Raw genomic sequence first — 24220 nt, 5'->3', positions numbered from 1 at the left:
ATCAGCGTTTCCGCGCCAGCTTCGCCAGCTCCCGCAGCCGGACGTCCGGCAGGTAGGCCCGGCTCAGCGCCAGCCCGATCCGCGGCAGGTCCGCTTCGTCGCGGTAAGCCAGGTACAGCGGCACGTGCCGGGGCTGGAACTTCGCCTTGAACGCGTGCAGGGAACGGAATCCGTAGTACGGCTCCATCACGCGGCCCAGCGACTCCAGCGCGCGGTCCACCGTGCGCGGCGGAGCACCGGAACCGCTGCGGGCCAGCGGCGCGCCCGAGAGCGAGACGAACCGCGCGCCCTCCGCGCGGAACTGCACGCACGCCGAGGCGATCAGGAACTCCATCACCGGGCGGAAACCGTGGGCGCTGCGGCGCATCACGTCCAGCGTCCAGCCGCCCACCTTGCCCGCGCCCGTGTGGACCGGCAGCCACGACGTCACGCCGTGGACCGTGCCCTCCGCGTCGACCGCCAGGCCGACGCGGGTCGCCGGGTCCATCGCCTCGTCCAGGCCGCCGAGGGTGAAGCCCATCTCCGGCATGCCCTTGTCCGACATCCACTCCTCCGACAGCGCCCGGACCTGGGCGAGGATGGGCTCCGGCTGGTCGGCCAAGCGGACCAGCCGGAAGTCGATCTCCTGCTTGGCGGCCTTGTTCAGCGCCGAGCGGACGTCCTGCCACGCCTTGCCGCGGAACTCCAGCCCCTCCAGGTCCAGCACGGTGTCCTCGGCGATCTGGACGTGTTGCCAGCCCTGCTCCCGCGTCGCCGCGACTGTCGCTTCGGTCGCGGAGAACACGCACGGCACCAGGCCGGTGTTCTCGCACATCGCGGTGAACTCGGTGACCGTGGCCGCCGCCGTGCCGTCCGGGGCGATCGGGTCGCCGAGCGCGACGGCGACGCCCGCGTGCCGGCGGTAGGCGAGGTAGGACCGGCCGTCTTCGCGGACGAAGTACGTGTTGCGCGGCCAGGTCGTCATCCACGACAGCGTGCTGCCGCCGTGGTGCCCGAGCAGCGTGCGGGCCAGCGCCGGCCCGGGACCTTGGGCGTGCCGCCGCAGCCGTCGCCGCGACGGGACGCGGAAGGCGCGCTGCCCGGCGATCAGGACGATCAGCAGAACCGTCCACAAGAGATTGTCCACGAAGAACAGCGGCAGGCCCGTGGCGTCGTAGTCCGCCCCGAAGAGGTCGGCCAGCCCGTAGACCGTGGTCGCGGCGAGCCCTTGCAGCGTAACGAAAGCGGACAACGCGATCGCCCAGCGCCACGCGACGCGGCCGCCCTTGCGCAGCCCGTTGAGCATCGGCACCACGACCAGCACGAGGACCGCCAGCTCCGGTGCCGACAGCGAAACCCCTTCGGTGGAGCCGAACGGGCCTTCGCCGGGAACGAGGAACATCACGATCTCGGCGATGGTGAGCAGCAGCAGGCCGGCGACAGTCAGCAGCCGCCACTCCCGCAGGTTCGGCCCCGCCGACGGCACCCGCCGCGAGCCGACGAGCCGGTTGCCGAGCGGGATCGCCAGCAGCAGCGCGAAGAAGTGCACGAGGTCGGCCAGCGTGCCGACGTAGACGATCGCGACCCCGGCGTACACGCAGAGACCGGCCCGCAGCCGCAGCGCCCACGGCGGCCGCAGCGTCGCGCTGGCGACGGCGATCGCGGCGAGCGCGCCGCCGGAGAACCCGACGTCGAGGCTGCCCGCCATCCGCTCGGCCCACAGCCAGCCGGAGTTGCGGCTCAGCGCGAGGAACTGCGTCGCGACGAGCACCGAGGCGAACTGGCCGCCGATGGTCACGGCCATCGCGCGCCGCGTTCCCAGCTGCCATTCGGCGAAGCCGGCGAAGAGCGCGAAGCTGCCGACCATCGGAAGGTAGTACCAGGGGATGACGGCGAAGAACGGCCCGGTGAGCATGGTCCACCACCGGCCCGTCTCCAGCGACGGCAGCCCGTAGGCGACGAACGGGTAGGCCGCGCGGTCTTCGGCGGCGTTCCAGAGCGCCCCCGTCACGACGGCCAGCACGAGCATCGCGAGCACGACGCCGCTGGTGAACGGCAGGCGCTGCCTGAGCACCGCGACCGTGCCGCGGATGCGTCCCCCTCCGGCGGCCCTGGCCGCCGACGCTGCTTCAGTCATGCCCGGAAGTCTGGCGAGTCGCGGCCGCCGGCCACATCGGGCGAAGGAACGAGTTTTCCCTTAGGGGAGTCGTCCCTTCGACTGAGGGTCATCCCCCTCCCGAGGACGACTCGGACGACTTTCAGCTGAACACGGCGGTGCGCACGGCGTCGGTGTCCGCGAGGTCCGGCAGCACGATGTGCGCGCCCGCGGCCCGCAGTTCGCCGGCGCTGTAGAGCCCCGTCGCCACCGCGATCGAGACGGCACCGTGGGCCAGAGCGGCTTGGACGTCGTTCGGCGTGTCGCCGACGACGACCACCGCGGCGGCGTCGAACCGGGTGCCGTGCTTGGCCGCCGCCAGCCCCACCGCGTGCGGGACCAGGTCGGGGCGGTGCACCGAGAGCGTGCCGTAGCCGCCGATGGCCAGGTCGAGGTGTTCGTGCAGGCCGAATGCGGCGAGCTTGTGCCGCGAAATCTCCGGCAGGTTGCCGGTGACGAGCGACTGGACGACGCCGTCGTCCCCGGCGAACGAGGTCAGCGCTTCGGTCGCGCCCGGCAGCGCGCGGGCTTCCGCCGCGAAGCGGTGCACCGCGCGTTCGGACTCCGCCACCAGGGCCTTGAACAGCGCCTGGATCGTGTCGGGCGCGGGTTCGATGCCGTTCGCGGTGAGCAGTTCGGTGGTGGTCGCCAGTTCGGTGCGGCCGCCGAACACGGGGTCGACGCGCAAGGTCGCTCCGGTCGCGGCGGTGAACGCGGCCGCGTACCAGGCCGCGCCCAGCCCGGCGAAGTCCACCAGCGTGTGGTCGATGTCCCAGAGCACCAGCCGCTTCTTCGTCACGAGGTCGAGGTTACCGGCGACACTATTCAACACGCGTTGACTTTCGGGCGGCACGGTCGTACCTTGGCCAGTAATTCAACAAGCGACGAATAACTGGAGGTTGTCATGACCGGTCCTGTCCGGCGCCCCGCCGGGGCGCTCGCCCTGGTCGCCGCCGTGGCCGGCGCGCTGGTGGCCGTGGTGCTCGGGTTCCTCACCTTCGGTGCGCAGGCCACGGCCGCGCCGGACGGCGTCCCGGTCGCGGTCGCCGCGCCACCCGAAGTCGCGCAGCGCATCGTGGCGCACGGTGGCGGCCAGCTCGCCTGGACCGTCACGGATCCGGCCGCCGCGCGGAAGTTGCTGGAGGACAAGAAGGTCTACGGCGTGCTCGAACTCGCACCCGGGCCGTCCGCGACCGTCGTGACGTCAGGCGCGGTCAACCCGGCGGGCACCCAGGTCGCGCAGCAGGCGCTCACCGCGGGCGCGGCCGCGCTCGGCGGCACGCCGAAGCAGGAGGTGCTGCACCCGGTGAGCGTCGCCGGGCGGACCGCGCCGCTGGCCGCGTCCGCGCTGGCCTGGATCGGCGCGCTCGCCGCGGGGCTCGCGCTGACGCAGCTGGCCAAGCGCACCGGCCGCACGGTCGGCGCGGGGGCGCGGCTCCTGCAGGTCGCCGGGGCCGGCGTGCTCGTCACGTCCGCGGTGGCCGGGTTCTTCGCGCTCTGGGATTCCGCGCTGCCGCTGACCTTCGACGTCCTCGGGTTCGTCTTCCTCGCCGCCACGGCGTTCGCTGCCCTGCAAGCCGGGCTCCTGCGTCTGCTCGGCCTGCGGGCGATGGCCGTCCTCGGTCCGTTGTACCTGGTCGCGCCCGCGGTCGCCGGGCAGGTGCCGGAGCTGCTGAACCCGGCCTACCGCACGCTGCTGTGGTCGTGGACGCCGTTCCGGTTCTCGGCCGAAGGCCTGCGCAGCCTGCTCCAGGGCGTGCCGGACGCGCCCGACGTCACGACCGGCGTCTGGGTGCTCGGCGCGCTGCTGGCCGCCGGGCTGCTGCTCGCGGTGTGGCCCGGCCGGTCAGCCCGCCAGGAGGCTGAACCGCACCTTGCGGACCGGGTTGTCGAGGTTGGTGTCCACTAGGCAGATCGACTGCCAGGTGCCGAGCGCGAGGACGCCGCCGAGCACCGGGATCGTCGCGTAGGGCGGCACCAGCGCCGGGAGCACGTGGTCACGGCCGTGGCCCGGGCTCCCGTGCCGGTGCCGCCAGCGGCCGTCGCGGGGGAGCAGCTCGTCGAGCGCGGTGAGCAGGTCCTCGTCGCTGCCGGCGCCGGTCTCCAGAATCGCCAGCCCGGCGGTGGCGTGCGGGACCCAGACGTGCAGCAGCCCGTCGGTCGCGTCGGCGTCGCGCAGGAACGACTCGGCCTCGTGGGTGAGGTCGTGGACGACGGCCTCGGCGCCGGTGCGGACCTCGATCTCGGTGGAGTACATGGGTCCCAGCGTAAGGCTCAGGAGTCCAGGTAGCGCAGCACCGCCAGCACCCGGCGATTGTCCCCTTCGGACGGTGGCAGGCCGAGCTTGCCGAAGATCGACGTCACGTACTTTTCGACCGAGCCGGCCGAAAGGAACAGCTTCGCGGCGATCGCGGAGTTCGACCGGCCTTCCGCCATCAGGCCCAGGACCTCGCGTTCACGCGGGGTGAGCCCGCCGAGCGCGTCGGTCTGGCGCGTCGCGGCGAACAGCTGGCTGACGACCTCGGGGTCGAGCACCGTCTCGCCGTCCGCCACCCGGCGCAGCGCGTCGAGGAAGTCCGACACCTCGGCGACGCGGTCCTTGAGCAGGTAGCCGACGCCGCCTGCGCGGTCGGCCAGCAGCTGGGCCGCGTACTTCGTCTCGACGTACTGGGAGAACAGCAGGATCGCGCGGCCGGGCGATTCGCGACGCAGGGAAATCGCCGCCCGCAGGCCCTCGTCGGTGTGCGTCGGCGGCATCCGGATGTCCACAATGGACACATCGGGGGTGTGGCCTTCGACGGCGGCCCGCAGCGCGTCGGCGTCCTTCACCGCGGCGACGACCTCGTGGCCGCGGAAGGTCAGCAGCTCGGCGAGGCCCTGGCGCAGGATGGTGGAGTCCTCCGCGATGACGATCCGCATGCCGCCGACCCTAGCGGTGACATCGGGCTTCACCCCGGGCCGTCGGAAGGCAGTGGTACCCGCGCGGTCACCTCGGTCGGGCCGCCCGGCGGGCTCGTGACGGCCAGCTCGCCGTCGACCGTCCGCAGCCGTTCGGCGACGCCCGCCAGGCCGCCACCGGGGACCAGCCGGGCGCCGCCGGAACCGCGGTCACGCACCCGGAGCCACAGGACGTCGTGCTCCTCGGTGACTTCGACGTCGGTCGGCCCGCCGTGCTTCGCGGCGTTCGTGAGCAGCTCGGCGGCGCTGAAGTAGACGATCGTCTCCACCGACGGCGGCGGCCGGCGCGGCAGGTCGACGGTGACCAGCGCGTCCATCCCGGACGTCGCGACGAGGGTGGCGAGGGCGATGTCGAGCCCCGCGTCGAGGGCGGCGGGGTGGATGCCGCGGGCGAGGTCGCGCAGCTCGGTCAGCGCCTGCTTGGCGTTCGCGTGCGCCGCCGCGACCAGCTCCTTGACCTGCGGAAGGTCGACGTCCTCGAGCTCGTCCTTGGCCAGCCCGAGCTTCATCGCGAGGGCGACGAGCTGGGCCTGCGCGCCGTCGTGCAGGTCGCGCTCGATGCGCCGCAGCCGCAGCGCGGCGTCCTCCACCGCGGTCGCGCGGCTCGCTTCGAGGTCGCGGACGCGTTCGGAGAGCACCCGTGTACCGAGCAGGCCGACGACCAGCAGCCGGTCGAGCGCGACGAAGGCGTGCGTCACCCATGGCAGCACCACGAGTACCAGCACCCCGGACGCCGTCCAGGCCAGCGCGCCCGGCCAGCCGTCCGCGTGGATGCCGAAGACCGGCATCCGCGTCTCGCGGAGCGGGAACCAGAGGAAGGAGTAGGTGGTCGCGGCGAGGCCGTAGACGCTCGCGGCGGAGACGGTGAACAGCCCGGCGAGGGTCAGCGGCAGCCGCAGCAGCAGGTACCCGGCGGCGCGCCAGCCCGCCGGATCGCCGACGCGGGCCTTGACCCAGGCCCACAGCCCGGGCTTGAGCTCGGGCCGCCGCGGCACGGGCACGCTGACGCCGAGGAGCGCTTTCGCCAGCCCCCGGTGCACGGCGCCGAGGCCGCGGGCGTAGAGCAGCGCGCCGGCGAGGACGAGGAAGCCGAGCAGGACCGGCGTCAGCCAGAGGCCGAGCGCGAGGAAGACGAGGAAGCTGAGGAGAGCGAAGACGGTCAGCGGGGCGGAGAGCCAGAGCCAGAGGTACTCGGCCCAGAAGTCCCGCGAAGCCAGCGGCCCGAAGACGCGGCGCAGGGGGTGGGGAGCGGGCAGGTCGTAGCTGGTCACGGAGCCAGTTTCGCCCGGTGGGGGGCGCGTGCCCATCCGGTTTTCCCCCTACTGCGGCCCGGGGAAGCACCCGGCTGCCCTTTGGGGGCTTTGGGGCGAGTCGCGTCGGTGCGCGGGGCGAGTCGTCTCGGATGTGCGGGTTGAGTCGCCTCGGCGCGTGTGGGCCGCCGCGATTGCCGCTTTGGGGGCGCGGGTGAGTCGCTGCGGGCGTGTGGGCTACAGCGAATGCCACTGCGGGCGCGCGAGCCCCGCGGCCTTGGCTGCGCCCGCCCAGTTCCCCATGCCCGCGCGGGGGCGCCCCCGTCTTCCACGCTACCGGCGGGCACCGACAGTTCCGGCGCCGCGAACCGGCGCGGGCCACCTCTTGTCCACAAGGTGGCCCGCACCGTCTCGGGTCAGGGCGCGTCCGGGTCGTCTTCCCGGGCCTTCTGCGCCGCCTCGCGCATCTCGATGACGTCCGTCAGCCAGTCACCCGTCTCGCGGGCGATGTCGCGGATCGCGCCCGTGATGATCGAAGCTATGTTGCCGACGTGCGTCGCGGCTGATTCGGTGATCACCTGCAGGGTGTCCTTGTCTCGTTCGAACTGGCCCACCATGTCGCCCTCACGCTGCTCGGAGCTGCCGGTCGGGTTCCACGGTAGTCGGCGAAGGCGAACTCGGCGGGAACGGGAGAGCCAGCTTCACGATCTTCTTCGCCACCGACCAGAGCTGCCTGTGCAGCGGTCCCGTGTGGTACGGCAGGCCGTACTTCTCGCAAATCGCCCGCACCTCGCCGGCGATCTGCGGGTAGCGGCGCGCCGGGATGTCCGGGAACAGGTGGTGCTCGATCTGGTGCGACAGGTTGCCGCTCATGATGTGGAACAGCGGGCCGCCGGAGATGTTCGCCGAGCCGAGGATCTGGCGCAGGTACCACTGCCCGCGCGATTCCGAAGCCGTCTCCTCCTCGCTGAAGCTCTCGACGTCGGCGGGGAAGTGGCCGCAGAAGATGATCGCGAACGCCCACAGGTTGCGCGTCAGGTTCGCCGTCGCGTTGCCGAGGAACGTCAGCGGGGCCAGCGGGCCGGTCAGCAGCGGGAACAGGACGTAGTCCTTGCCCACCTGACGTCCGGCCTTCCGCAGGATGCGGCGCAGCACCGGCACGTTGTCGGCCCACGACCGCTCGCCCTTGACGACGTTCTCGACCTCGAGGTCGTGCAGCATCACGCCCCACTGGAAGAACAGCGCGAGCAGCGTCGCGTACACCGGGTTGCCCAGGTAGTACGGGTGCCACTTCTGGGCGGTGTCCATCCGCAGGATCCCGTACCCGACGTCGCGGTCCTTGTCGACGATGTTCGTGTACGTGTGGTGGATGTAGTTGTGCGAGTGCCGCCAGTTCTCCGCCGGCGCCACGGTGTCCCACTCGAAGCGCTGCGAGCTCAGCGCCGGGTCGCGCGTCCAGTCGTACTGGCCGTGCATGACGTTGTGGCCGATCTCCATGTTGTCCAGGATCTTGGCCACCGACAGCGCGCCGACGCCGGCGAGCCACGCGGGCGGGAAGAACCCGGCGAACAGCAGCGCCCGCCCGGCGACCTCCAGGCCGCGCTGCGTTTTGATGACGGTGTGGATGTAGTCGACGTCCTCCTGGCCCAGGTCGTCGACGATCCGCTGCCGCAGCGCGTCGAGCTCGCGGCCGAACTCCTCGACCTGTTCCGGGGTCAGGCGGTCCTGCAGACCGGTCATGGCGGTTCTCCCTAAGCGTCGATCTCGACGTCCCCGACCGGGACGGAGATGCAGAGCTGGATTTCTTCGTCTTCGTCGCCGGAAACCTCGCCGGTGCGAGCGTTGCGGACGCGGCCGGCGGTCTTGCGCTGGGTGCAGGAGAAGCAGATGCCCATCCGGCAGCCGTGCTCCGGCGACAGGCCCGCTTCCTCGGCCTGCTCCAGCAACGGCTTCCCCGAGTTGGCGCACTCCCGCCCGCTGCGCTTGAAGCGCACCTGGCCTTCGGCGTTCGCCGTGTCGAAGGTCAACGCCGGCGGCGTGAACTCTTCGGTGTGCACACGTTCACCGAGCTGTTCGCGCACGGCGTCCATCAGCGGCTTCGGGCCGCAGACGAACGCTTCCGCGTCGGCGTGCCACGGTGCGACCCGCGACAGGTGCTCCGGCGAAAAGAACCCGTGCAGGTCCCCGCCCTCGGTGTGCGTGTAGGCGTGCACGACCTTCAGCCCGGGGTGCCGGGCCGCGAGTTCGGCCAGTTCGGTGCGGTAGAGCGCGTCGGCCGGGCCGTTCGAGTAGTGCAGGAACACGATCTCGCCGGCGTGGCCCTCGTCAATCAGGGTGCGGGCCATGGCGAGCACCGGCGTGACACCGCTGCCGCCGCTGATCAGCAGTACGCGGTCCGGCCGGACGGCGGGCAGCGTGAAGCTTCCGTCCGGAGTGGACAGATGGACGACCGAGCCGGCGCCGAGCGCGCGGTTCAGGTGCCCGGACACCAGGCCCTGCTCCTTGACCGTGAACTCGAGTTCGCCGTCGTACTGCGAGCCGCACGGCGAATAGCAGCGCGTGCGGCGGACGCCGTCGATCTCCACCTGCAGGCGGACGTACTGCCCGGCGGTGAAGCCGGGCCACGCGCGGCTGGGCTTGACGGTGAGGGTGACGCTGTCCGGCGTCTGCTTGCGCACCGCCGTGACCAGGCCGCGGATCTCGCGGCGCACCAGCATCGGGTCGACGAGCTCCAGGTAGCGGTCCATCCCGTGCGGCGTCAGCAGCGCCTCGGCCAGCGAGGCGAGGCTGCGCACCCGCCGGGGGATGAGCGCCGTCATCGGGAACCTCCTCGATTACAGTGAACGTCTGTACACTCAACAGTGCACTGCAGGAGTGGACTGCCTGTCAACGCGGGAAGCGGAGGATGTGACGTGAGCAACGCGGTGGACATCCGTACGCTGGTGGACGTGTCGGAAGAGCCGGTGACCCGCCAGGAGCGCAAACAGCGCACGCGCCAGGCGCTGCTGGACGCTGCCCTGGACCTGCTGGCCGAACGTCCGTTCGCGACGCTCTCCCTCCGCGAGGTCGCGAAGGGTGCCGGGCTCGTGCCGACGGCGTTCTACCGGCACTTCGCCTCGATGGAGGAACTCGGCGTCGCGCTCGTCGAAGAAGCGACGCGCACGCTGCGCGGCATGATGCGCTCGGCGCGCACCGATCCCGACACCTACCAGGGGATGATCAGTGCCTCGGTGGCCACGGTGCACCAATTCGTCCGGGCGAACGAGGACCATTTCCGGTTCCTGACGCGCGAGCGCTACGGCGGCGGCCCGCTCGCCCGGTCCATCGCCGTCGAACTGCGGATGTTCGCCGGCGACCTCGCGATCGACCTCGCCCGGTTCGCGCCGCTGCGCGCGTGGAGCACCGAGGACCTGCACATGCTGGCCGACTTGATCGTTTCCGTGATGATCACGACGACGGTCGAACTGCTGGAAGCCCGGCCCGGTGAAGATCCGAAAATCACCGGAACGGCGGAAAAACGGCTGCGCCTGATCCTGCTCGGCATCCCCCACTGGAAAACGAGCTGAACGTTTCCCGCACGACCTTCGTATCTTCTGGCACAACCCCGAGACTTGCGACCCACGTCACTGGGGACTGTCGGTCCGGCGTGGTACAACCCTCGGATCGTGCCTCGCCGATGAGGAGGTCGTGTGGCCGACAGCGAACAGCATCAGCAGCTCACCGTGGGTGTGGTGACCGAGTCACGCCCCGGGGAGCGCCGGGTGGCGATGGTGCCCAAACTGGTCGGGCGGCTCGCGCAACGCGGGTTGCGCGTCCTGGTCGAACCGGGCGCCGGATCCCGCGCGCACCTGAGTGACGACGCGTTCACCCAGGCGGGCGCCGAACTCGGCGACGCGTGGGGCGCGGACATCGTCGTGAAGGTGAACCCGCCCGCGCCCGAAGAAGTCGCGAAGCTGGCCCGGGGCACCGTCCTCGTCGGCTTCCTCGACCCGCGCGGCAACCCGGAGGGGCTCGCGAAGCTCGAAGAAGCGGGCCTGCGGGCGTTCGCGATGGAGGCGATCCCGCGGATCTCCCGGGCCCAGGCGATGGACGCGCTGTCGTCGCAGGCCAGCATCGGCGGCTACCGCGCCGTGCTGCTCGCGGCGCAGAAGCTGCCGCGCTTCTTCCCGATGCTCACCACCGCGGCGGGCACCGTGCCACCGGCGAAGGTGCTGGTGCTCGGCGCCGGCGTCGCCGGCCTGCAGGCGCTGGCCACGGCGAAGCGGCTCGGCGCGCAGACCACCGGCTACGACGTCCGGCCCGAGGTCGGCGAGCAGGTCAAGTCGCTCGGCGCGCAGTTCCTGGACCTCGGCATCGAGGCGGTCGGCGAAGGCGGGTACGCCCGCGAGCTGACGCCGGAGGAGCGCGAGGAGCAGCAGCGCCGGCTCACCGAGGCCATCACGAAGTTCGACGTCGTGATCACCACGGCGCTGGTGCCGGGCCGCAAGGCGCCGACGTTGGTCACCGCCGACGCCGTGAAGGGCATGCCCGCCGGCTCGGTCGTGGTCGACCTCGCGGGCGAGACCGGCGGCAACTGCGAGCTGACCAAGCCGGGCGAGGACGTCGTGGAGCACGACGTCACCATCTCCTCCCCCCTGAACCTGCCCGCCGAAATGCCTTCGCACGCCAGCGAGCTGTACGCGCGCAACGTCGTCGAGCTGCTGGAGCTGCTCGTGACGAAGGAAGGCGCGCTGGAGCTGAACTTCGAAGACGAAATCGTCGCCGGTGCCTGCGTGGCCGGGCGCGAAGGGAGTTCGTCGTGAGCCCACTCGTGCAGAACCTGGCGGTGCTCGTGCTCGCCGGGTTCGTCGGCTTCGCCGTCATCTCGAAGGTGCCCAACACCCTGCACACCCCGCTGATGTCCGGCACCAACGCCATCCACGGCATCGTGCTGCTCGGCGGCCTGGTCGTGCTCGGCCTCGGCGTCGACGGCGTCTTCAACAAGATCCTGCTCGTGATCGCGATCGCCTTCGGCACGATCAACGTCGTCGGCGGGTTCCTGGTCACCGACCGGATGCTGTCGATGTTCAAGGGCAAGAAACCCGCTCCGGCCGAGGAGGACGAGAAGTGACCGACTTCATCGCGATCCTCTACGTCATCGCGTTCGCCCTCTTCATCTACGGCCTGATGGGCCTGACCGGCCCGCGCACCGCCGTCCGCGGCAACTGGATCGCCGCGGTCGGCATGGGCATCGCCGTGATCGCCACCCTGCTCACCCCGGGCATGGGCAACTGGCTGCTCATCGTGCTGGGCGTCGGGATCGGGGCCGTCGTCGGCGTGCCGTCCGCGCGCAAGGTCAAGATGACCGCGATGCCGCAGATGGTGGCGCTGTTCAACGGCGTCGGCGGCGGCGCGGTCGCGCTCATCGCCTGGGTCGAGTTCAACTCCACCGACGGCTACGCGCACGAACCCACCTACATCGCGATCGCGTCCCTGTTCGCCGCGATCATCGGCTCGATCTCCTTCTGGGGCTCGAACGTGGCGTTCGGCAAGCTCCAGGAGCTGATCAGCGGCCGCCCGATCACCATGGGCAAGCTGCAGCAGCCGGTCAACGCGCTGCTCCTGCTGATCGCGCTGGTCTGCGCCGTCGTCATCGTCACCGGCGGCGACAACGAGCTGCTGATCATCGGGCTGCTCGTCGCGGCGGGCATCCTCGGCCTCACCGTCGTGCTGCCGATCGGCGGCGCGGACATGCCGGTGGTCATCTCGCTGCTCAACGCCTTCACCGGGCTGTCGGCCGCGGCGATGGGCCTCGCGCTCGACAACACGGCGCTGATCGTGGCCGGCATGATCGTCGGCGCGTCCGGTTCCATCCTGACCAATCTGATGGCCAAGGCGATGAACCGGTCCATCCCGGCGATCGTCGCGGGCGGCTTCGGCGGCGGGCCGGCGGTCGCGGCCGGCAGCGGGACCAAGGAAGCGCGCCCGGTGCGTTCGACGAGCGCGGCCGACACCGCGATCCAGATGGCGTACGCGAGCAAGGTCGTCGTGGTGCCCGGCTACGGCATGGCCGTGGCGCAGGCGCAGCACACCGTCCGCGAGATGGCGAAGCTGCTGGAGAAGAAGGGGATCACGGTCGAGTACGCGATCCACCCGGTCGCGGGGCGGATGCCCGGGCACATGAACGTGCTGCTCGCCGAGGCCGACGTGCCGTACGAGCAGCTCAAGGAGATGGACGAGATCAACTCCGAGTTCGCCCAGACCGACGTCGCGCTGGTGATCGGCGCGAACGACGTCACGAACCCGGCCGCGCAGACCGACCCGAGCTCGCCGATCTACGGGATGCCGATCCTCAAGGTCAACGAGAGCCGGTCCGTGATCGTCTTGAAACGCGGGATGAGCTCCGGCTTCGCCGGCATCGACAACGACCTGTTCTACGATCCGAAGACCAGCATGCTCTTCGGGGACGCCAAGTCGTCGGTGGGCGAGATCGTGGAGGAACTCAAGGCGCTATGACGACCGGGTCGGATGTGCGTGCCGCGTTCACCGACCCCGCCGAGAACCTCGCGTTCGACGAAGCGCTCCTCCGGGTTGCGCCCGAGTCACCGGTGCTGTGGCTCTGGCGCAACCCGGTTTGCGTCGTGGTGGGGCGCGGCCAGCGGATCGCGCGCGAGGTGCGCGTTTCGGAGTGCGAGCGTGACGCCGTCCCGGTGCTGCGGCGGGCCAGCGGCGGCGGCACCGTGTTCCACGACCCGGGCAACCTGAACGTGACGCTGGTCCTGCCCGGCCCGGCCGATCGGCCGCTGGAGACGCTCGGCAAGGTGATGAGCGCCGCCGTCGACCAGCTCGGCCTGGTGCCCCGGATCGGCGACCGCGGCCTGTTCGTCGAGGACGCGAAGCTGTGCGGCTTCGCCGTGTTCCGCACCAAGGGCGGGCTGCTGGCGCATTCGACGTTGCTGGTCGAGACGTCGGCGTCGCTGGTCGGGCGCTACCTGACGAGCGCGCCGCCGGACCCGCGGCCGCTCGACTCCCACCGCAGCCCGGTCGCCTCGCTGGCCGAGCACGGGCTGCGTCCCGGGTTCCCGTCGGTCGAAGCGGCGGTGCGGGCGGCGGCGTCACAGATCCTCGGGACGTTCGTGCCGCGCCCGCCGTCCGCCGCCGAGCTGACGCGGCAGCGCGCACTGCTCCACACGCGGTACCGGTACCCGGCGTGGCACGCGGACGGTGCCCAGCGCGCGGCTTGACGCACGTCTGTCTACTGTGGAGCTACTTCTCGGCCGCCGAGAACGTGACGCCCGGGACCTTCGGCGCGGTCGCGCGGGTGGTCTTCTTCGGCTCCGCCGCCTTGCGGGTGCGGGTGGTCTTCACCGGCTCGGCCTTAGTGGTCTTCGCGCGGGCCGACGTGGCCTTCGCCGCCGCCTTCGCGCGGGTCGTGGTGGCCTTGGGCTCGGCCTTCGCGGTCTTGGTGGTCTTGGTGGTCTTGGTGGACGCCTTCGCCGTCTTCGGGGCCGCCTTCGCCCGTGGCCGCTTCGCGCCCGGGACGATCCGCGGCCGGCGCTTGCGGCCGCCGGTGCGGCGACCCGCGTCGGCGTAGCGCTGCAGCAGCTCACGCAGTGCGTCGGCGTTGGCGAAGGAGAGGTCGATGTCGTAGTCGACGCCGTCGATCCCGAACCCGACGGTCTCGGCGGCGGGCTCGCCGGTGAGATCGTCCAGGACCCGCACAGCCGTGTTCTTGGCCACGACAAACCTCCCGTGCTCGAACGTGGTATTCGCGCGCACCGGGCCGACGGCACCCGGGCCGCCGATGTCCTGCAGCTTCGGAGACGAGGATAGCCGCTGGCTTGCGCGAACTCGCGTGGTGGTGTGCGCTGAAGCCATGTCTGGACAGACTTTTGACGTAGTGGTGATCGGCGCGGGTCCGGTGGGGGAGGTGGCCGCCGAGCGGGCGGCCCGCGGAGGCCTCAAGGTCGCCCTCGTCGAGCACGAGCGCTTCGGTGGCGAGTGCTCCTACTGGGCCTGCATCCCGAGCAAGGCGTTGCTGCGGCCGGGAAACCTCCTGGCCGCGGCGAAGCGGATCCCCGGCGTGCCGGTCGGTGACCGGCTCGACCCCGCGGCGGTCTTCGCGCGCCGGGACTGGTTCACCGGCAAGGGCGACGACTCGGGGCAGGTCGAGTGGGCCCGCGGCGCCGGCATCGAGCCGATCCGCGGCCACGGCGCGCTCAGCGGCGAGCGGGAGGTGACCCTCGACGACGGCCGCGTGCTGACCGCGCGGCACGCGGTGATCGTGTGCACCGGCAGCGTGCCGAGCACGCCGTCGATCCCCGGGCTCGACACGATCCGGCCGTGGGGTTCGCGCGAGGCGACGTCGGCGGAGTCGGTGCCGCGCCGGCTGGGCGTGCTCGGGGGCGGGGTGGTCGGCGTCGAGATGGCGCAGGCGTTCGCGTCGCTGGGCTCGGAGGTCCACCTGGTGATCACCGGCGAGCGGCCGCTGCCGCGCAACGCCGCGTTCGCCGGCGACCTCGTGCTGCACGGGCTGCGCGAAGCCGGCGTGTACGTGCACACGGAGTCGGGCGTTTCCGAGGTGTCCGACACCGGGAACGGGACCGAGGTGGTGCTCAAGGACGGCGAGCGGCTCGTCGTCGACGAGTTCCTCGTGGCGACCGGCCGCCGGCCCGCGACGGCCGGGCTCGGGCTCGAGGCGTTCGGCGTCGAGCCCGGTCACGCGCTGGAGGTCGACGACACCGGCCGGGTGTCCGCAGTGGACGGTGACTGGCTGTTCGCGGCGGGCGACGTCACCGGCCGCGCCCCGCTGACCCACCAGGGCAAGTACGGCGCCCGCGCGGCGGGCGACACGGTGGCGGCGCTGGCCGCGGGCACGCCGGTGTCCTCGGAGCCGTGGAGCCGCTTCACCGCCACCGCCGACCACCACGCGGTGCCGCAGGTGGTGTTCACCGACCCGGAGGTCGCGGCCGTCGGCCTGGCGGACGCGCGGCCCGGCTCGGCCGACCGCGTCGTCGACATCGACATCGCGGTGGCGGGCTCGTCGCTGCACGCGGACGGCTACACCGGCAAGGCCCGGATGGTCGTCGACACCGAGCGGAACGTCCTGCTCGGCGTGACGTTCGTCGGCCAGGACGTCTCGGAGCTGCTGCACTCGGCGACGATCGCGATCGTCGCCGAGGTCCCGCTCGACCGGCTGTGGCACGCGGTGCCGTCGTTCCCGACGATCAGCGAGGTCTGGCTGCGGCTGCTGGAGGCGTACGGCCTCTGAGTCACTGCGCGGGCAGGTCCAGGGCGGCTTTCGCGGCCCTGGCCAGGCCGGGATCGTCCGGAGTGGACGGTCCCGGCGCCCAGACCGCCTGCACGAGCCGCACGGACGTGCCCTCGACCTTCGAGGTGTAGGCGGCGTTTTCGAAGCGCGGCGCGGGCGTGGCGCCCCACGTGCCGGTCTCGGAGGCGAGGTCGAGGATCCCGCCCCCGCCGGGAGTGTCGGCCACGGTCTTGAAGGCGGCGGCCTGCGCGGCATCGGGGAACTCGACGATCCCGACGGTGACAGCGGCGCCCCGCCCGTCGACGGTGGCGGCGTAGGAGGCGCGCCGGACGCCGGAGCAGCTGGTCTGCTGCAGGCTGGCCTGGGCGTCCCCGAAGGCGTGGGAGGCGCACCGCTGGTCGTGGTCGGCGGCGCGCAGGGAGAACTGGAGGCTCTGCGCGGGAGCCGTCGAGCTCTGCGGCGGCGGCTGGGTCGCGGGTGTGGGCGGCCCGGTGGGCGCGGAGACGGTGTCATCCCCCGAGGTGGCAACGGCGATCGCGGCGACGACGAGAGCGACCAGCAGACCGATGGCGGCCAAGGGGAGCCAGCGGACGGTCTTCGAGGTCGAGGCTTCGCGGGGCGCGGGGCGCGGAGTGGGGAACGCGCGCGGTTCGGGCTCCGGGGGCAGGGTGATCTGGCCGAGCGTGACGGGCCGGGGTGGGTTCGGCTTGGGTTCGGCCGGTCCGGGCTCGGCGGGGAAGGCGAGATTCTCGGTTCGTTCGGTGTCACTCTGCTGGGCGGAGCCGGGTCGAGCCCTGTCGCGTGGGGGAGAGGGGAGTACTTCGGTGCGCTCGGAGTCGGCGGAAAGCGCGGAGGAGCCTGCGGGATCCGCTTCCGCGGCTGGCGTTCCGGAACTTGCGGCCGGGCTGAGCCGAGGTTCGGCGGGCCCCGAGTTCTCGGCGCGAGTGTGCGCAGGCCCGGCGGGCGCCGCGGCAGCCGGCTCTTCGGGGGAGTTGGCGAGATCCGCTTCGGGCGCGGGTTCTTCGGCCGGGGATCCGGTCGGCTCGGGGTTTGCGGTGGAGGTGGGCGCCGGTTCGGTGGGCCCCGGAACTCCGGCGGCAGCGAGCGTCGGTTTGGTGGGCTCGGGGTTTTCGGCGGCGGCGAGGGTCGGTTCGGTGGCGTCTGGGTTTGCGGCAGAGGTGAGCGTTGGCTCGGTGGATTCCGAGTCTTCGGTAGGTGCGAGCGCCGGTTCGGTGCGCCCCGGAACTCCGGCAGAGGCGGGCGTCGGCCCGTGGTCCTCCGAGTCAGCGACAGGAGCGGACTCCGGCTCGGTGGGCCCTTCGCTGGGGGCCGGTGCGGGATCGGGCGAAGCCGGGGTTTTGGTCTGCCAAACGGCCGGCCCCGCTCCCGCGCCGTCCGAACGGGCCGCGACCGGGGGACCGGCCACCGCCGAACCCGCTACCGGGCCTGCCTTGCCCGGGGCCGGGGCTGCCGCTTGCTCGGGCACCGGCGGCGCACTGTCCCAAAGGGACTCCGGTGGCGAGTCGTCCGTGAAGCGGCTGAAACCCTCTCCCACCAGGATGTCGTCCGAAAACTCCGGGGCATCCGGTGCCAGCCCGCGGATCAGCGCCCGCACCTGGTCGACCGACCGGGGCCGGTGCGCCGTGGCCAGCGAGACCGTCGCCGCCAGCATCGTCGTCGGGGTCGGGTGCAGGACCCGGACCGGGCCCGCCAGGTCGCCCGCCGGCTGGTCGACCGTCTCCACGTACGGTCCTACCGCGACGATCGTCCCCACCGGCGCGGTGCCCGGGACCAGGGAAAGGATCCGCTGCTCGCACGCCTGGGAGATGTCCAGTGCCTCCGTCGCCGGGTTGATCGCGTCGTCGTCGGCGATCAGTGGCCAGCCGTCGGCCTTCCACGCCGCTCCCAGCGGGGCTTCCAGCCGCAGCGCCGGGTCCGGGAGGTCCACGCCGATCACGATGATCACCCCGTGGGGGAGCAGGACCACCGCCTCGATCGGGCGCTCGGTCACCGAGCCGACGCCGACCAGGGCGATCCCGCCGATGACGGTGCTGCCACGGCCGAGGGACGCCAGTGCCGCCCGGACGTCGTCGGCCACCCGGGACTGCTGCCGCTCCAGGCGCACCAGTCGCACCGAAATCCCTCCCTGCTCGTCGTTCCGGGTCATCACGCTAGCGCGCCCGGCGCAAGGAACCGTGCGACACGGGGACGACGCGGCCGCGTGCCCTCCGAAAGTGGTGCCCCGGGTGACTTGTGGTGTTCGTGTGGCCAAACAGCACGGTTGGGGTGCAGAATGTGCTACAACGCATCGGAGGCGGCATTCGGGAGCCGCACTGAGGCCGCGCTGCAGCTCGGAGTAGGGCGTAGGGGAAGACGTCCCTCGTCGAGCAACAAGCGGAGGTAGCAGTGAGCACCCGTGGCAGCACCCGAGGTGTGGTGTACGTCCACTCGTCGCCGTCTGCGGTGTGTCCGCACGTCGAGTGGGCCATTTCGGGCACCCTGGGTGCCCGCGTTGACCTGAAGTGGACGGCGCAGCCGGCCAGTCCGGGTCAGCTTCGCGCCGAGTGCGGCTGGCGCGCGCCCGCGGGCTCCGGCGCCAAACTGGCGGCGGCGCTCAAGGCGTGGCCGATGATTCGGTTCGAGGTCACCGAAGAGCCCAGCGCGGGCGTCGACGGCGAACGGTTCTGCTTCGCGCCCGGCCTCGGCCTGTGGCACGGGCGGACCAGCGCCAACGGCGACATCGTGGTGGGCGAAGACCAGCTGCGCGCGCTCGTCGCCATGACCCGCGGAGGTGAGTCGCTCGCGCACAAGCTCGACGAGCTCCTCGCCGCGAGCTGGGACGAGGCGCTCGAGCCCTACCGCCACGCCGGCGACGGCGCACCGGTGACCTGGTTGCACCAGGTCGGCTGACCGGGGCGAACGGCTTCCGGCGGGCGGCCCGGCGCGACCACGGGTGATCCCGGCGCGCCGGGCCGTCCGCGTCCGGGCGCGGGCACCCACCCTGCTGTACCGGCGTGCCCTGCCCGGGCCGGTACGCTCTGCGGGGTGACCACCCCAGCTCCCCGCTCCCGCCAGCGCTGGCTGGCACCCGTCGTGGTCGTGGTGCTCTCCCTCACCGTGGGCGCCAGCCTGCTGGCGCGCGAGCTCTACCGCCGGCCCGACCAGCCCGCCGACGACACCTCCGCCGCGCAGCCGGCGCCGTCCTCGGCCGGTGCCGGCGCCGAGTCGGGCACCGTCCGGATGAGCGACGACGCGCAGGCGCACCCGCAGGCCGAGGCCGTGCGCGAGCTGCTGGTGAAGTACTTCCACGCCATCAACGCCAAGGAGTACCAGGCGTGGACGAGCGTGGCCAGCGCCCAGCGCGTGTCGGAGCAGACACCGACGAACTGGAAGAACGGCGTCCGCACCACAAAGGACAGTAACGCGTTCGTCTACCGGATCGAGCGCGGCGCCGGCTCCTCGCTGCGAGTCCTGGTCGGGTTCACGAGCGAGCAGAACGTCGCGGACGCGCCCACGTATTTCCCCGAGCCGTGCATCAAGTGGCGGCTCGTGCTGCCGGTGATCGTCGAGGACAACGCCCTGAAGATCGACTCCGTCGAGAAGGGCCCGCCACCCGAGCACGAAAAATGCTGAACCAAGAAGGGCCCGGCCGAAGCCGGGCCCTTCTTCGTGCTGGTGGAACTCAGGCAGCCGGGGTGAACAGCAGCGCGGTGTTGTGCCCGCCGAAGCCGAACGAGTTGCTGATCGCCGCGGTCAGTTCGACCTTGCGCGCCTCACCCGAGACGACGTCCAGCTGCACCCGCGGGTCCAGGTCCGTCAGGTTCAGCGTCGCCGGCACGATGCCGTGGTAGAGCGACAGGATCGTGATGATCCCCTCCACCGCGCCGGCGCCGCCGACGAGGTGGCCCAGCGCGCCCTTCGGCGCCGTCACGACCGGGTGTTCCCCGACCGCGTTGCGGATCGCCGCCGCTTCGCCGATGTCACCGACCACAGTGGACGTCGCGTGGGCGTTCACGTGCCCGACCTCCGCCGGCGTCACGCCGGCCATCTTCATCGCCGCGCGCATCGCGGCGATCTGGCCGATGCCCTCGGGGTGGTTGCCCGTGATGTGGTAGGCGTCCGAGGTGATGCCGTGCCCGGCGATCGTCGCGTAGATCCGCGCTCCGCGGGCCTTCGCCTGGTCCGCCCGCTCGAGGATGACCACGCCGGAGCCCTCGCCGAGGACGAAGCCGTCGCGGCTCGCGTCGAACGGCCGCGACGCGCTCGCCGGGTCGTCGTTGCGCGTGGACACGGTGCGGGCCTGGGCGAACCCGGCCAGCGTGATCGGGTGGATGCACGCTTCGGCACCACCAGCGACCACGACGTCCGCACGCCCGGAGCGGATCATCTCCACCCCGCTCGCGATGCCTTCGGCACCCGAAGCGCAGGCCGAGGCCGGGGAATGCACCCCGGCCCGCGCCTTCAGGTCGATGCCCACGTGCGCGGCCGGGCCGTTCGGCATCAGCATCGGCACGGTCAGCGGCGACACCTTGCGGAGACCCTGCTGGTGCAACAGGTCGTTCTGGGTGAGCAGGGTGACCGGGCCGCCGACGCCGGTGCCGATCGACACGCCGAGGCGGTCGGGGTCGACGTCGGTGTGCTCGTCCGTCGGTTCCGCATACCCGGCGTCGGCCCACGCCTGGCGGGCGGCGATCAGTGCGACCTGCTCGCAGCGGTCCAGCCGGCGGGCCTGCACCCGCGGAAGGACCTCCGACGGATCGACGGCCAGCATGCCGCCGATCTTGACCGGCAGCTGCAGCTCCTCGACCCAGTCGGCCTCGATCGCCCGGATCCCGCTCCGCCCGGCCAGCAGACCGTCCCAGGTGGACGTCACGTCCCCGCCGAGCGGTGTGGTGGCGCCGAGACCGGTGATCACGACGTCGATGTTGCTCATGGGAGTCTCCTCAAGGAGGGAACAGACTTACTTGGAGTTGGCCGACACGTAGTTGACGGCGTCGCCCACGGTCTTGAGGTTGGCGAGCTCGTCGTCCGGGATCTTGACGCCGAACTTGTCCTCGGCCTGCACGGCGATCTCGACCATCGACAGCGAGTCGATGTCCAGGTCGTCCACGAACGACTTCTCGGCGGTGACGTCGTCCTGAGCCACACCGGCCACCTCTTCGACGATCTCGGCGAGGCCGGCGAGGATCTCAGCGTTGTCAGCCATGGGGTAGTTCCCTTCTCGGTCCATCTGGGGGTCTTGGGTTGCCCGTGGGCGAATGCCCGCGGGGAGCGTAACGGTGATCGATCAGGGGCAGACGAACGCCTGCCCGGCGTAGGACAGGCCCGCGCCGAACCCGACCGCCAGCACCACGTCGCCGGACTTCGCCGTCCCGGCCTTGCGCATGTGGTCCAGCGCGAGGGGGATGGACGCCGACGAGGTGTTGCCGGAGTACTTGATGTCGTCGGCGACGACCATGTCGTCGCGGGCGCCGTTGGCCCGCAGCTTCTTCGCGATCGCCTCGACGATGCGGAGGTTCGCCTGGTGCGGGATCAGCACGTCCACATCGGACGGCTTGAGCCCGGCGACCTCCAGCGCGCGCATGGCGATCGGCGCGATCTGGGTGGTCGCCCACCGGAAGACCGACTGGCCCTCCTGGTAGATGAACTTCTCCTCGGTCATCCCGATCAGGTCGACGAGGTCGCCGGCGCTGCCCCAGGAGACCGGGCCGATCTGCGGCTCGTCGGACGCGCCGACGACCGCGGCGCCCGCGCCGTCGGCGAAGATGATCGCGTTCGCCCGGTCGGTCGGGTTGACCGAGTCGGTGAGCTTCTCGGCGCCGATGACGAGGACCTTCTTCGCCGAGCCCGCGCGAATCAGGTCCGACGCGACACCCAGGCCGTAGCAGAACCCGGCGCACGCGGCGTTGAGGTCGAACGCGCCGGGGCCCGGGATGCCGATCCGGGCGGCGACCTGCGCGGCGGCGTTCGGGATCTGCGTCGGCATCGTGCAGTTCGGCAGGATCACCGTGTCCACTTCGGACGGATCGACGCCGGCGTCGGCCAGCGCGGCGGTGCCGGCGGCGACCGCCATGTCGGTGAGCAGCTCGTCCTTCTCGGCGAAGCGGCGCTCGATGATGCCGACGCGCGTCTGGATCCACTCGTCGTTGGTGTCCATGATCTTCGAGAGGTCGTCGTTGCCGACGATCCGCTCGGGCTGGTAGCTGCCGACGCCCAGCACGCGGCTGCCGCGGGAGCCGGGGTTGAGGCTCAGGGCGGGTCGATCGGTCACGAGGCGTCCTCCTGGCGCAGCGCCGCCAGCTCGGCCGGCGACTTCAGCGCGGTGGTAGTGGTGACGACGCCCTTGAGCTGCCGCTTGACCAGGCCGGTCAGCGTGCCCGCGGGCGCGAGTTCGACGGTGCGGGTGACGCCGAGGGAGACCAGGCCGTCCATCGTCAGGTCCCAGCGGACCGATCGGGTGACCTGCGCGACCAGGCGGTCCAGGTACTCGGCCCCGCTGGTGACGACCGCGCCGTCCGCGTTGGACAGCAGCGGGCGGGTGGGGTCGGCCGGCGTCAGCTTGGCGGCGTGGGCGCGCAACGCCTCCTCGGCGGGCGCCATGTACTGCGTGTGGAACGCGCCGGCGACCTTGAGGGCGCGGATCTTCGTGCCTTCGAGGGGCTCGGCGACGATCTTGGCGATGGCGTCGGCGGCACCGGAGGCGACGATCTGCCCCGCTCCGTTGCGGTTCGCCGCGGTCAGGCCCTGCGCTTCGAGCCACGCGACGACCTGCTCGGGGTCCCCGAGCATGACCGCGGCCATCGACGTCGGTTCCAGCGCGCACGCCTTCGCCATCTCGGCACCCCGGACGGCGGCGAGCGCGACGGCGTCTTCGGGCTCGAGCACCCCGGCGATCGCGGCGGCCGCGAGCTCGCCGACGGAGTGCCCGGCGACCGGCGCGTCCGCGGGCACCGGCGCGGTGGCCTGGAGGTGCTCGAAGGTGAGCAGCGACAGCGCGACGATCAGCGGCTGCGCGACGGCGGTGTCCTGGATCTCGTCGGCGTCCGCCTCGGTGCCGAGGCGGAGCAGGTCGAGCCCCGCGCGCTCGGACCACCGCGCGACGCGCTCGCGCGCGCCGTCGAGGTCGAGCCAGGGCGTGAACATACCGGGGGCCTGGGACCCCTGACCGGGAGCGAGGACTGCTGCTGTCACCCTTCAAGACAACACGTTCACGGCGCCTCGGCGTGATGCCGACGCTCACAGCGTCTACGCGGCGTCTTTGTCGGAACCCTCCAAAGACGCGCCGGAGAAGCTCGCGCGTAACCCGGATGCCTTGTCGGGTTCAATCACCTTTCGCTGTTAAGTCCATCACGTGACGCCCGTCTCGGGAAGGGGTCACCAGAGGCCGCGTGCTCGCGCCAGCCGGCCGACGGTCAGCGCGATCCGCAGCACCAGCGCGTCCCGCGGGTCGGTCGGCTGGCAGCCCGTCAGGTCCGCCGCCTTGCGGAGCCGGTACCGGACGGTGTTCGGGTGGACGAACAGCGTCTTCGCGCACGTCTCCAGGACCCCGCCGCTCTCCAGGTACGCCTCGACCGTGCGCTGGAGCGTGGGACCCGCCTCCTCCAGCGGCCGCGCGATCGTGTCGACCAGGATGCGTTCCGCCTCCGCGTCACCCGACAACGCGCGCTCGGGCAGCAGGTCCGCCGAGCGGACCGGGCGGGGCGCGCCCGGCCAGCCGACCACCGCGCGCAGCCCGGACAACGCCTCCGTCGCGCTGTGGTGGGCCTCCGCCAGCGTCGGCACCGTCGGGCCCGCCACCACCGGGCCGTCCGCGAACGCCACCGACATCCGGGCGAGGATTTCGCGCTCCTTCACGCCGCCGTCGGTCGGGCCGCCGACCACGACCACCAGGCGGGAGCCCTGGACCGACAGCAGCACCGGGCGCCCGACGCGGGCCGCGCGGCTGCGGACCTCGAACACCACCGTCGGCGGGTCCTCCGACGGCGGGTTGCCGACCAGGACCGTCGCCGCCGCCGACGGCTCCCAGCCCAGCGCCGTCGCGCGCGAAAGCACCGACTCCTCGGCGTCGCCACGGACGATCCCGTCGACGACCAGTGCCTCCAGCCGGGCGTCCCACGCGCCGCGCGCTTCCGCCGCCGCCGCGTAGGAGTTCGCCGCCGCGAACGCGATTTCCCGGCCGTAGCGCAGGATTCCCTCGATCAGCGCCGCTCGTTCCGCTTCGTTCGCGGCGAACTCCGGCAGCTGCTCCTCGAACACCTCGATGGCCAGGCGGACCATGCCGACGGCCTGCCGCAGGCTGACCCACCGGGACAGCTCGGCCGGCGCGTCGCGGAACGCCTCCGTCGTGAGCTTCAGGGCCTCCTTGGAGTCCCGCAGCCAGTCGACGAAACCCGCGGCGCCCGCCTGGGTGATCAGCAGCACGCTCGCGCGCTGGTCGGCGGGCAGCCGGGCGAACCACGTCAGCCGCCGCTCCATCACCGCGACGCTCGCGCTCGCGAGGCTGCCGGACGCGTGCTCCAGCCGCCGAAGCGTCTTCGCGGAGAGTCCGTGGTGCTTCGGCACCCGGCGCGGGGCGGTGGTTCCATCCATGACGGACGCGATCCTACGTTCCCGCAACTTTCGTAGCCC

The 24220-nt window shown here is 72.0% G+C and carries 24 protein-coding genes; 9 read left to right on the top strand and 15 right to left on the bottom strand.

The features are described from left to right. Position 1 precedes the first annotated feature (1 nt). On the bottom strand, positions 2-2116 hold the full coding sequence (locus OG738_RS00280; RefSeq protein ID WP_442875855.1) for a bifunctional lysylphosphatidylglycerol flippase/synthetase MprF: 2115 nt from the start codon (positions 2114-2116) through the stop codon (positions 2-4). Between the two features lie 121 nt (positions 2117-2237). Beyond that, a complete protein-coding gene (locus tag OG738_RS00275; protein WP_329050210.1) occupies positions 2238-2933 on the bottom strand; it encodes an HAD family hydrolase in 696 nt (231 codons plus the stop codon). Positions 2934-3038: 105 nt separating this feature from the next. Here OG738_RS00275 and OG738_RS00270 point away from each other — a divergent pair, with 105 nt between their 5' ends. Continuing rightward, positions 3039-4043: an ABC transporter permease gene (locus tag OG738_RS00270; protein ID WP_329050209.1), complete on the top strand. Its 1005-nt coding sequence runs from the start codon at positions 3039-3041 to the stop codon at positions 4041-4043. On the opposite strand, the gene OG738_RS00265 is transcribed toward OG738_RS00270, so the two are convergent. From OG738_RS00265 to OG738_RS00240, 6 genes are all read right to left on the bottom strand, one after another. Continuing rightward, positions 3981-4391, bottom strand: coding sequence for a secondary thiamine-phosphate synthase enzyme YjbQ (locus OG738_RS00265; RefSeq protein WP_329050208.1), 411 nt, complete (start codon positions 4389-4391; stop codon positions 3981-3983). The genes OG738_RS00270 and OG738_RS00265 overlap by 63 nt on opposite strands. Positions 4392-4408: 17 nt before the next feature. Beyond that, positions 4409-5053: a response regulator transcription factor gene (locus OG738_RS00260; RefSeq protein ID WP_329050207.1), complete on the bottom strand. Its 645-nt coding sequence runs from the start codon at positions 5051-5053 to the stop codon at positions 4409-4411. 29 nt (positions 5054-5082) lie between these two features. Beyond that, the gene (locus OG738_RS00255; protein ID WP_329050206.1) at positions 5083-6399 is read right to left on the bottom strand and encodes a sensor histidine kinase; all 1317 of its coding nucleotides are present in this window, start codon (positions 6397-6399) and stop codon (positions 5083-5085) included. A 359-nt stretch (positions 6400-6758) separates the two neighbouring features. Then, positions 6759-6959: a hypothetical protein gene (locus OG738_RS00250; protein WP_285998769.1), complete on the bottom strand. Its 201-nt coding sequence runs from the start codon at positions 6957-6959 to the stop codon at positions 6759-6761. 7 nt (positions 6960-6966) lie between these two features. Continuing rightward, positions 6967-8082, bottom strand: a complete 1116-nt coding sequence (locus tag OG738_RS00245) for a fatty acid desaturase family protein (protein ID WP_329050205.1) — start codon at positions 8080-8082, stop codon at positions 6967-6969. A gap of 11 nt (positions 8083-8093) precedes the next feature. Then, positions 8094-9161 carry a ferredoxin reductase gene (locus tag OG738_RS00240; protein ID WP_329050204.1) on the bottom strand — a complete coding sequence of 356 codons (1068 nt, stop codon included), beginning with the start codon at positions 9159-9161 and terminating at the stop codon, positions 8094-8096. Positions 9162-9254: 93 nt separating this feature from the next. Here OG738_RS00240 and OG738_RS00235 point away from each other — a divergent pair, with 93 nt between their 5' ends. The 5 genes from OG738_RS00235 to OG738_RS00215 all read left to right on the top strand — a co-directional run bounded on the left by OG738_RS00235 (position 9255) and on the right by OG738_RS00215 (position 13565). Then, positions 9255-9908: a TetR family transcriptional regulator gene (locus tag OG738_RS00235; protein ID WP_329050203.1), complete on the top strand. Its 654-nt coding sequence runs from the start codon at positions 9255-9257 to the stop codon at positions 9906-9908. A 123-nt stretch (positions 9909-10031) separates the two neighbouring features. After that, positions 10032-11144, top strand: coding sequence for a Re/Si-specific NAD(P)(+) transhydrogenase subunit alpha (locus OG738_RS00230; RefSeq protein ID WP_329050202.1), 1113 nt, complete (start codon positions 10032-10034; stop codon positions 11142-11144). After that, positions 11141-11452 (top strand): NAD(P) transhydrogenase subunit alpha, encoded by a 312-nt coding sequence (locus OG738_RS00225; protein WP_329050201.1) that lies wholly within the window; start codon positions 11141-11143, stop codon positions 11450-11452. The genes OG738_RS00230 and OG738_RS00225 overlap by 4 nt, the downstream gene beginning before the upstream one ends. Further along, a complete protein-coding gene (locus tag OG738_RS00220) occupies positions 11449-12837 on the top strand; it encodes an NAD(P)(+) transhydrogenase (Re/Si-specific) subunit beta (RefSeq protein ID WP_329050200.1) in 1389 nt (462 codons plus the stop codon). The genes OG738_RS00225 and OG738_RS00220 overlap by 4 nt, the downstream gene beginning before the upstream one ends. Further along, entirely contained in the window at positions 12834-13565 is a 732-nt protein-coding gene (locus OG738_RS00215) for a lipoate--protein ligase family protein (RefSeq protein WP_329050199.1), read from the top strand. Before OG738_RS00220 ends, OG738_RS00215 begins: the two co-directional genes overlap by 4 nt. A gap of 22 nt (positions 13566-13587) precedes the next feature. Here OG738_RS00215 and OG738_RS00210 read toward each other — a convergent pair whose 3' ends face one another. Next, complete coding sequence (locus OG738_RS00210; protein WP_329050198.1) at positions 13588-14061, bottom strand: Lsr2 dimerization domain-containing protein; 474 nt, start codon at positions 14059-14061, stop codon at positions 13588-13590. 136 nt (positions 14062-14197) lie between these two features. On the opposite strand from OG738_RS00210, the gene OG738_RS00205 reads away from it, so the two are divergent. Then, positions 14198-15592: a dihydrolipoyl dehydrogenase family protein gene (locus OG738_RS00205; RefSeq protein WP_329050197.1), complete on the top strand. Its 1395-nt coding sequence runs from the start codon at positions 14198-14200 to the stop codon at positions 15590-15592. 1 nt (position 15593) lies between these two features. Here OG738_RS00205 and OG738_RS00200 read toward each other — a convergent pair whose 3' ends face one another. After that, positions 15594-17726: a hypothetical protein gene (locus tag OG738_RS00200; protein ID WP_329050196.1), complete on the bottom strand. Its 2133-nt coding sequence runs from the start codon at positions 17724-17726 to the stop codon at positions 15594-15596. Positions 17727-17998: 272 nt separating this feature from the next. Here OG738_RS00200 and OG738_RS00195 point away from each other — a divergent pair, with 272 nt between their 5' ends. Both OG738_RS00195 and OG738_RS00190 read left to right on the top strand, forming a co-directional pair. Further along, positions 17999-18502, top strand: a complete 504-nt coding sequence (locus tag OG738_RS00195) for a DUF3145 domain-containing protein (protein ID WP_329050195.1) — start codon at positions 17999-18001, stop codon at positions 18500-18502. A gap of 135 nt (positions 18503-18637) precedes the next feature. Further along, positions 18638-19225 carry a hypothetical protein gene (locus tag OG738_RS00190; protein WP_329050193.1) on the top strand — a complete coding sequence of 196 codons (588 nt, stop codon included), beginning with the start codon at positions 18638-18640 and terminating at the stop codon, positions 19223-19225. Between the two features lie 49 nt (positions 19226-19274). On the opposite strand, the gene OG738_RS00185 is transcribed toward OG738_RS00190, so the two are convergent. The 5 genes from OG738_RS00185 to OG738_RS00165 form a co-directional block, all read right to left on the bottom strand. Further along, complete coding sequence (locus tag OG738_RS00185; RefSeq protein WP_329050192.1) at positions 19275-20525, bottom strand: beta-ketoacyl-[acyl-carrier-protein] synthase family protein; 1251 nt, start codon at positions 20523-20525, stop codon at positions 19275-19277. 27 nt (positions 20526-20552) lie between these two features. Further along, positions 20553-20798: an acyl carrier protein gene (locus OG738_RS00180; RefSeq protein WP_004559006.1), complete on the bottom strand. Its 246-nt coding sequence runs from the start codon at positions 20796-20798 to the stop codon at positions 20553-20555. 81 nt (positions 20799-20879) lie between these two features. After that, positions 20880-21863 (bottom strand): beta-ketoacyl-ACP synthase III, encoded by a 984-nt coding sequence (locus OG738_RS00175; protein WP_329050191.1) that lies wholly within the window; start codon positions 21861-21863, stop codon positions 20880-20882. Next, positions 21860-22783 (bottom strand): ACP S-malonyltransferase, encoded by a 924-nt coding sequence (locus OG738_RS00170; RefSeq protein ID WP_329050190.1) that lies wholly within the window; start codon positions 22781-22783, stop codon positions 21860-21862. Before OG738_RS00170 ends, OG738_RS00175 begins: the two co-directional genes overlap by 4 nt. Positions 22784-22966: 183 nt before the next feature. Beyond that, positions 22967-24181, bottom strand: coding sequence for a PucR family transcriptional regulator (locus OG738_RS00165; protein ID WP_329050189.1), 1215 nt, complete (start codon positions 24179-24181; stop codon positions 22967-22969). Positions 24182-24220: the final 39 nt, after the last annotated feature.

This window comes from Amycolatopsis sp. NBC_01488 (genome assembly GCF_036227105.1).
GTDB lineage: Bacteria > Actinomycetota > Actinomycetes > Mycobacteriales > Pseudonocardiaceae > Amycolatopsis.
This window is presented reverse-complemented; position numbering and strand designations above follow the sequence as displayed.

Bases quoted from the DNA above. Each gene is read 5' to 3' on its own strand.
- OG738_RS00250 (WP_285998769.1), bottom strand. From the start codon at position 6,959: ATGGTGGGCCAGTTCGAACGAGACAAGGACACCCTGCAGGTGATCACC.
- OG738_RS00215 (WP_329050199.1), top strand. From the start codon at position 12,834: ATGACGACCGGGTCGGATGTGCGTGCCGCGTTCACCGACCCCGCCGAG.
- OG738_RS00205 (WP_329050197.1), top strand. From the start codon at position 14,198: ATGTCTGGACAGACTTTTGACGTAGTGGTGATCGGCGCGGGTCCGGTG.
- OG738_RS00260 (WP_329050207.1), bottom strand. From the start codon at position 5,053: ATGCGGATCGTCATCGCGGAGGACTCCACCATCCTGCGCCAGGGCCTC.
- OG738_RS00185 (WP_329050192.1), bottom strand. From the start codon at position 20,525: ATGAGCAACATCGACGTCGTGATCACCGGTCTCGGCGCCACCACACCG.
- OG738_RS00180 (WP_004559006.1), bottom strand. From the start codon at position 20,798: ATGGCTGACAACGCTGAGATCCTCGCCGGCCTCGCCGAGATCGTCGAA.
- OG738_RS00240 (WP_329050204.1), bottom strand. From the start codon at position 9,161: ATGACGGCGCTCATCCCCCGGCGGGTGCGCAGCCTCGCCTCGCTGGCC.
- OG738_RS00255 (WP_329050206.1), bottom strand. From the start codon at position 6,399: ATGGGCACGCGCCCCCCACCGGGCGAAACTGGCTCCGTGACCAGCTAC.
- OG738_RS00270 (WP_329050209.1), top strand. From the start codon at position 3,039: ATGACCGGTCCTGTCCGGCGCCCCGCCGGGGCGCTCGCCCTGGTCGCC.
- OG738_RS00265 (WP_329050208.1), bottom strand. From the start codon at position 4,391: ATGTACTCCACCGAGATCGAGGTCCGCACCGGCGCCGAGGCCGTCGTC.
- OG738_RS00245 (WP_329050205.1), bottom strand. From the start codon at position 8,082: ATGACCGGTCTGCAGGACCGCCTGACCCCGGAACAGGTCGAGGAGTTC.
- OG738_RS00165 (WP_329050189.1), bottom strand. From the start codon at position 24,181: ATGGATGGAACCACCGCCCCGCGCCGGGTGCCGAAGCACCACGGACTC.
- OG738_RS00280 (WP_442875855.1), bottom strand. From the start codon at position 2,116: ATGACTGAAGCAGCGTCGGCGGCCAGGGCCGCCGGAGGGGGACGCATC.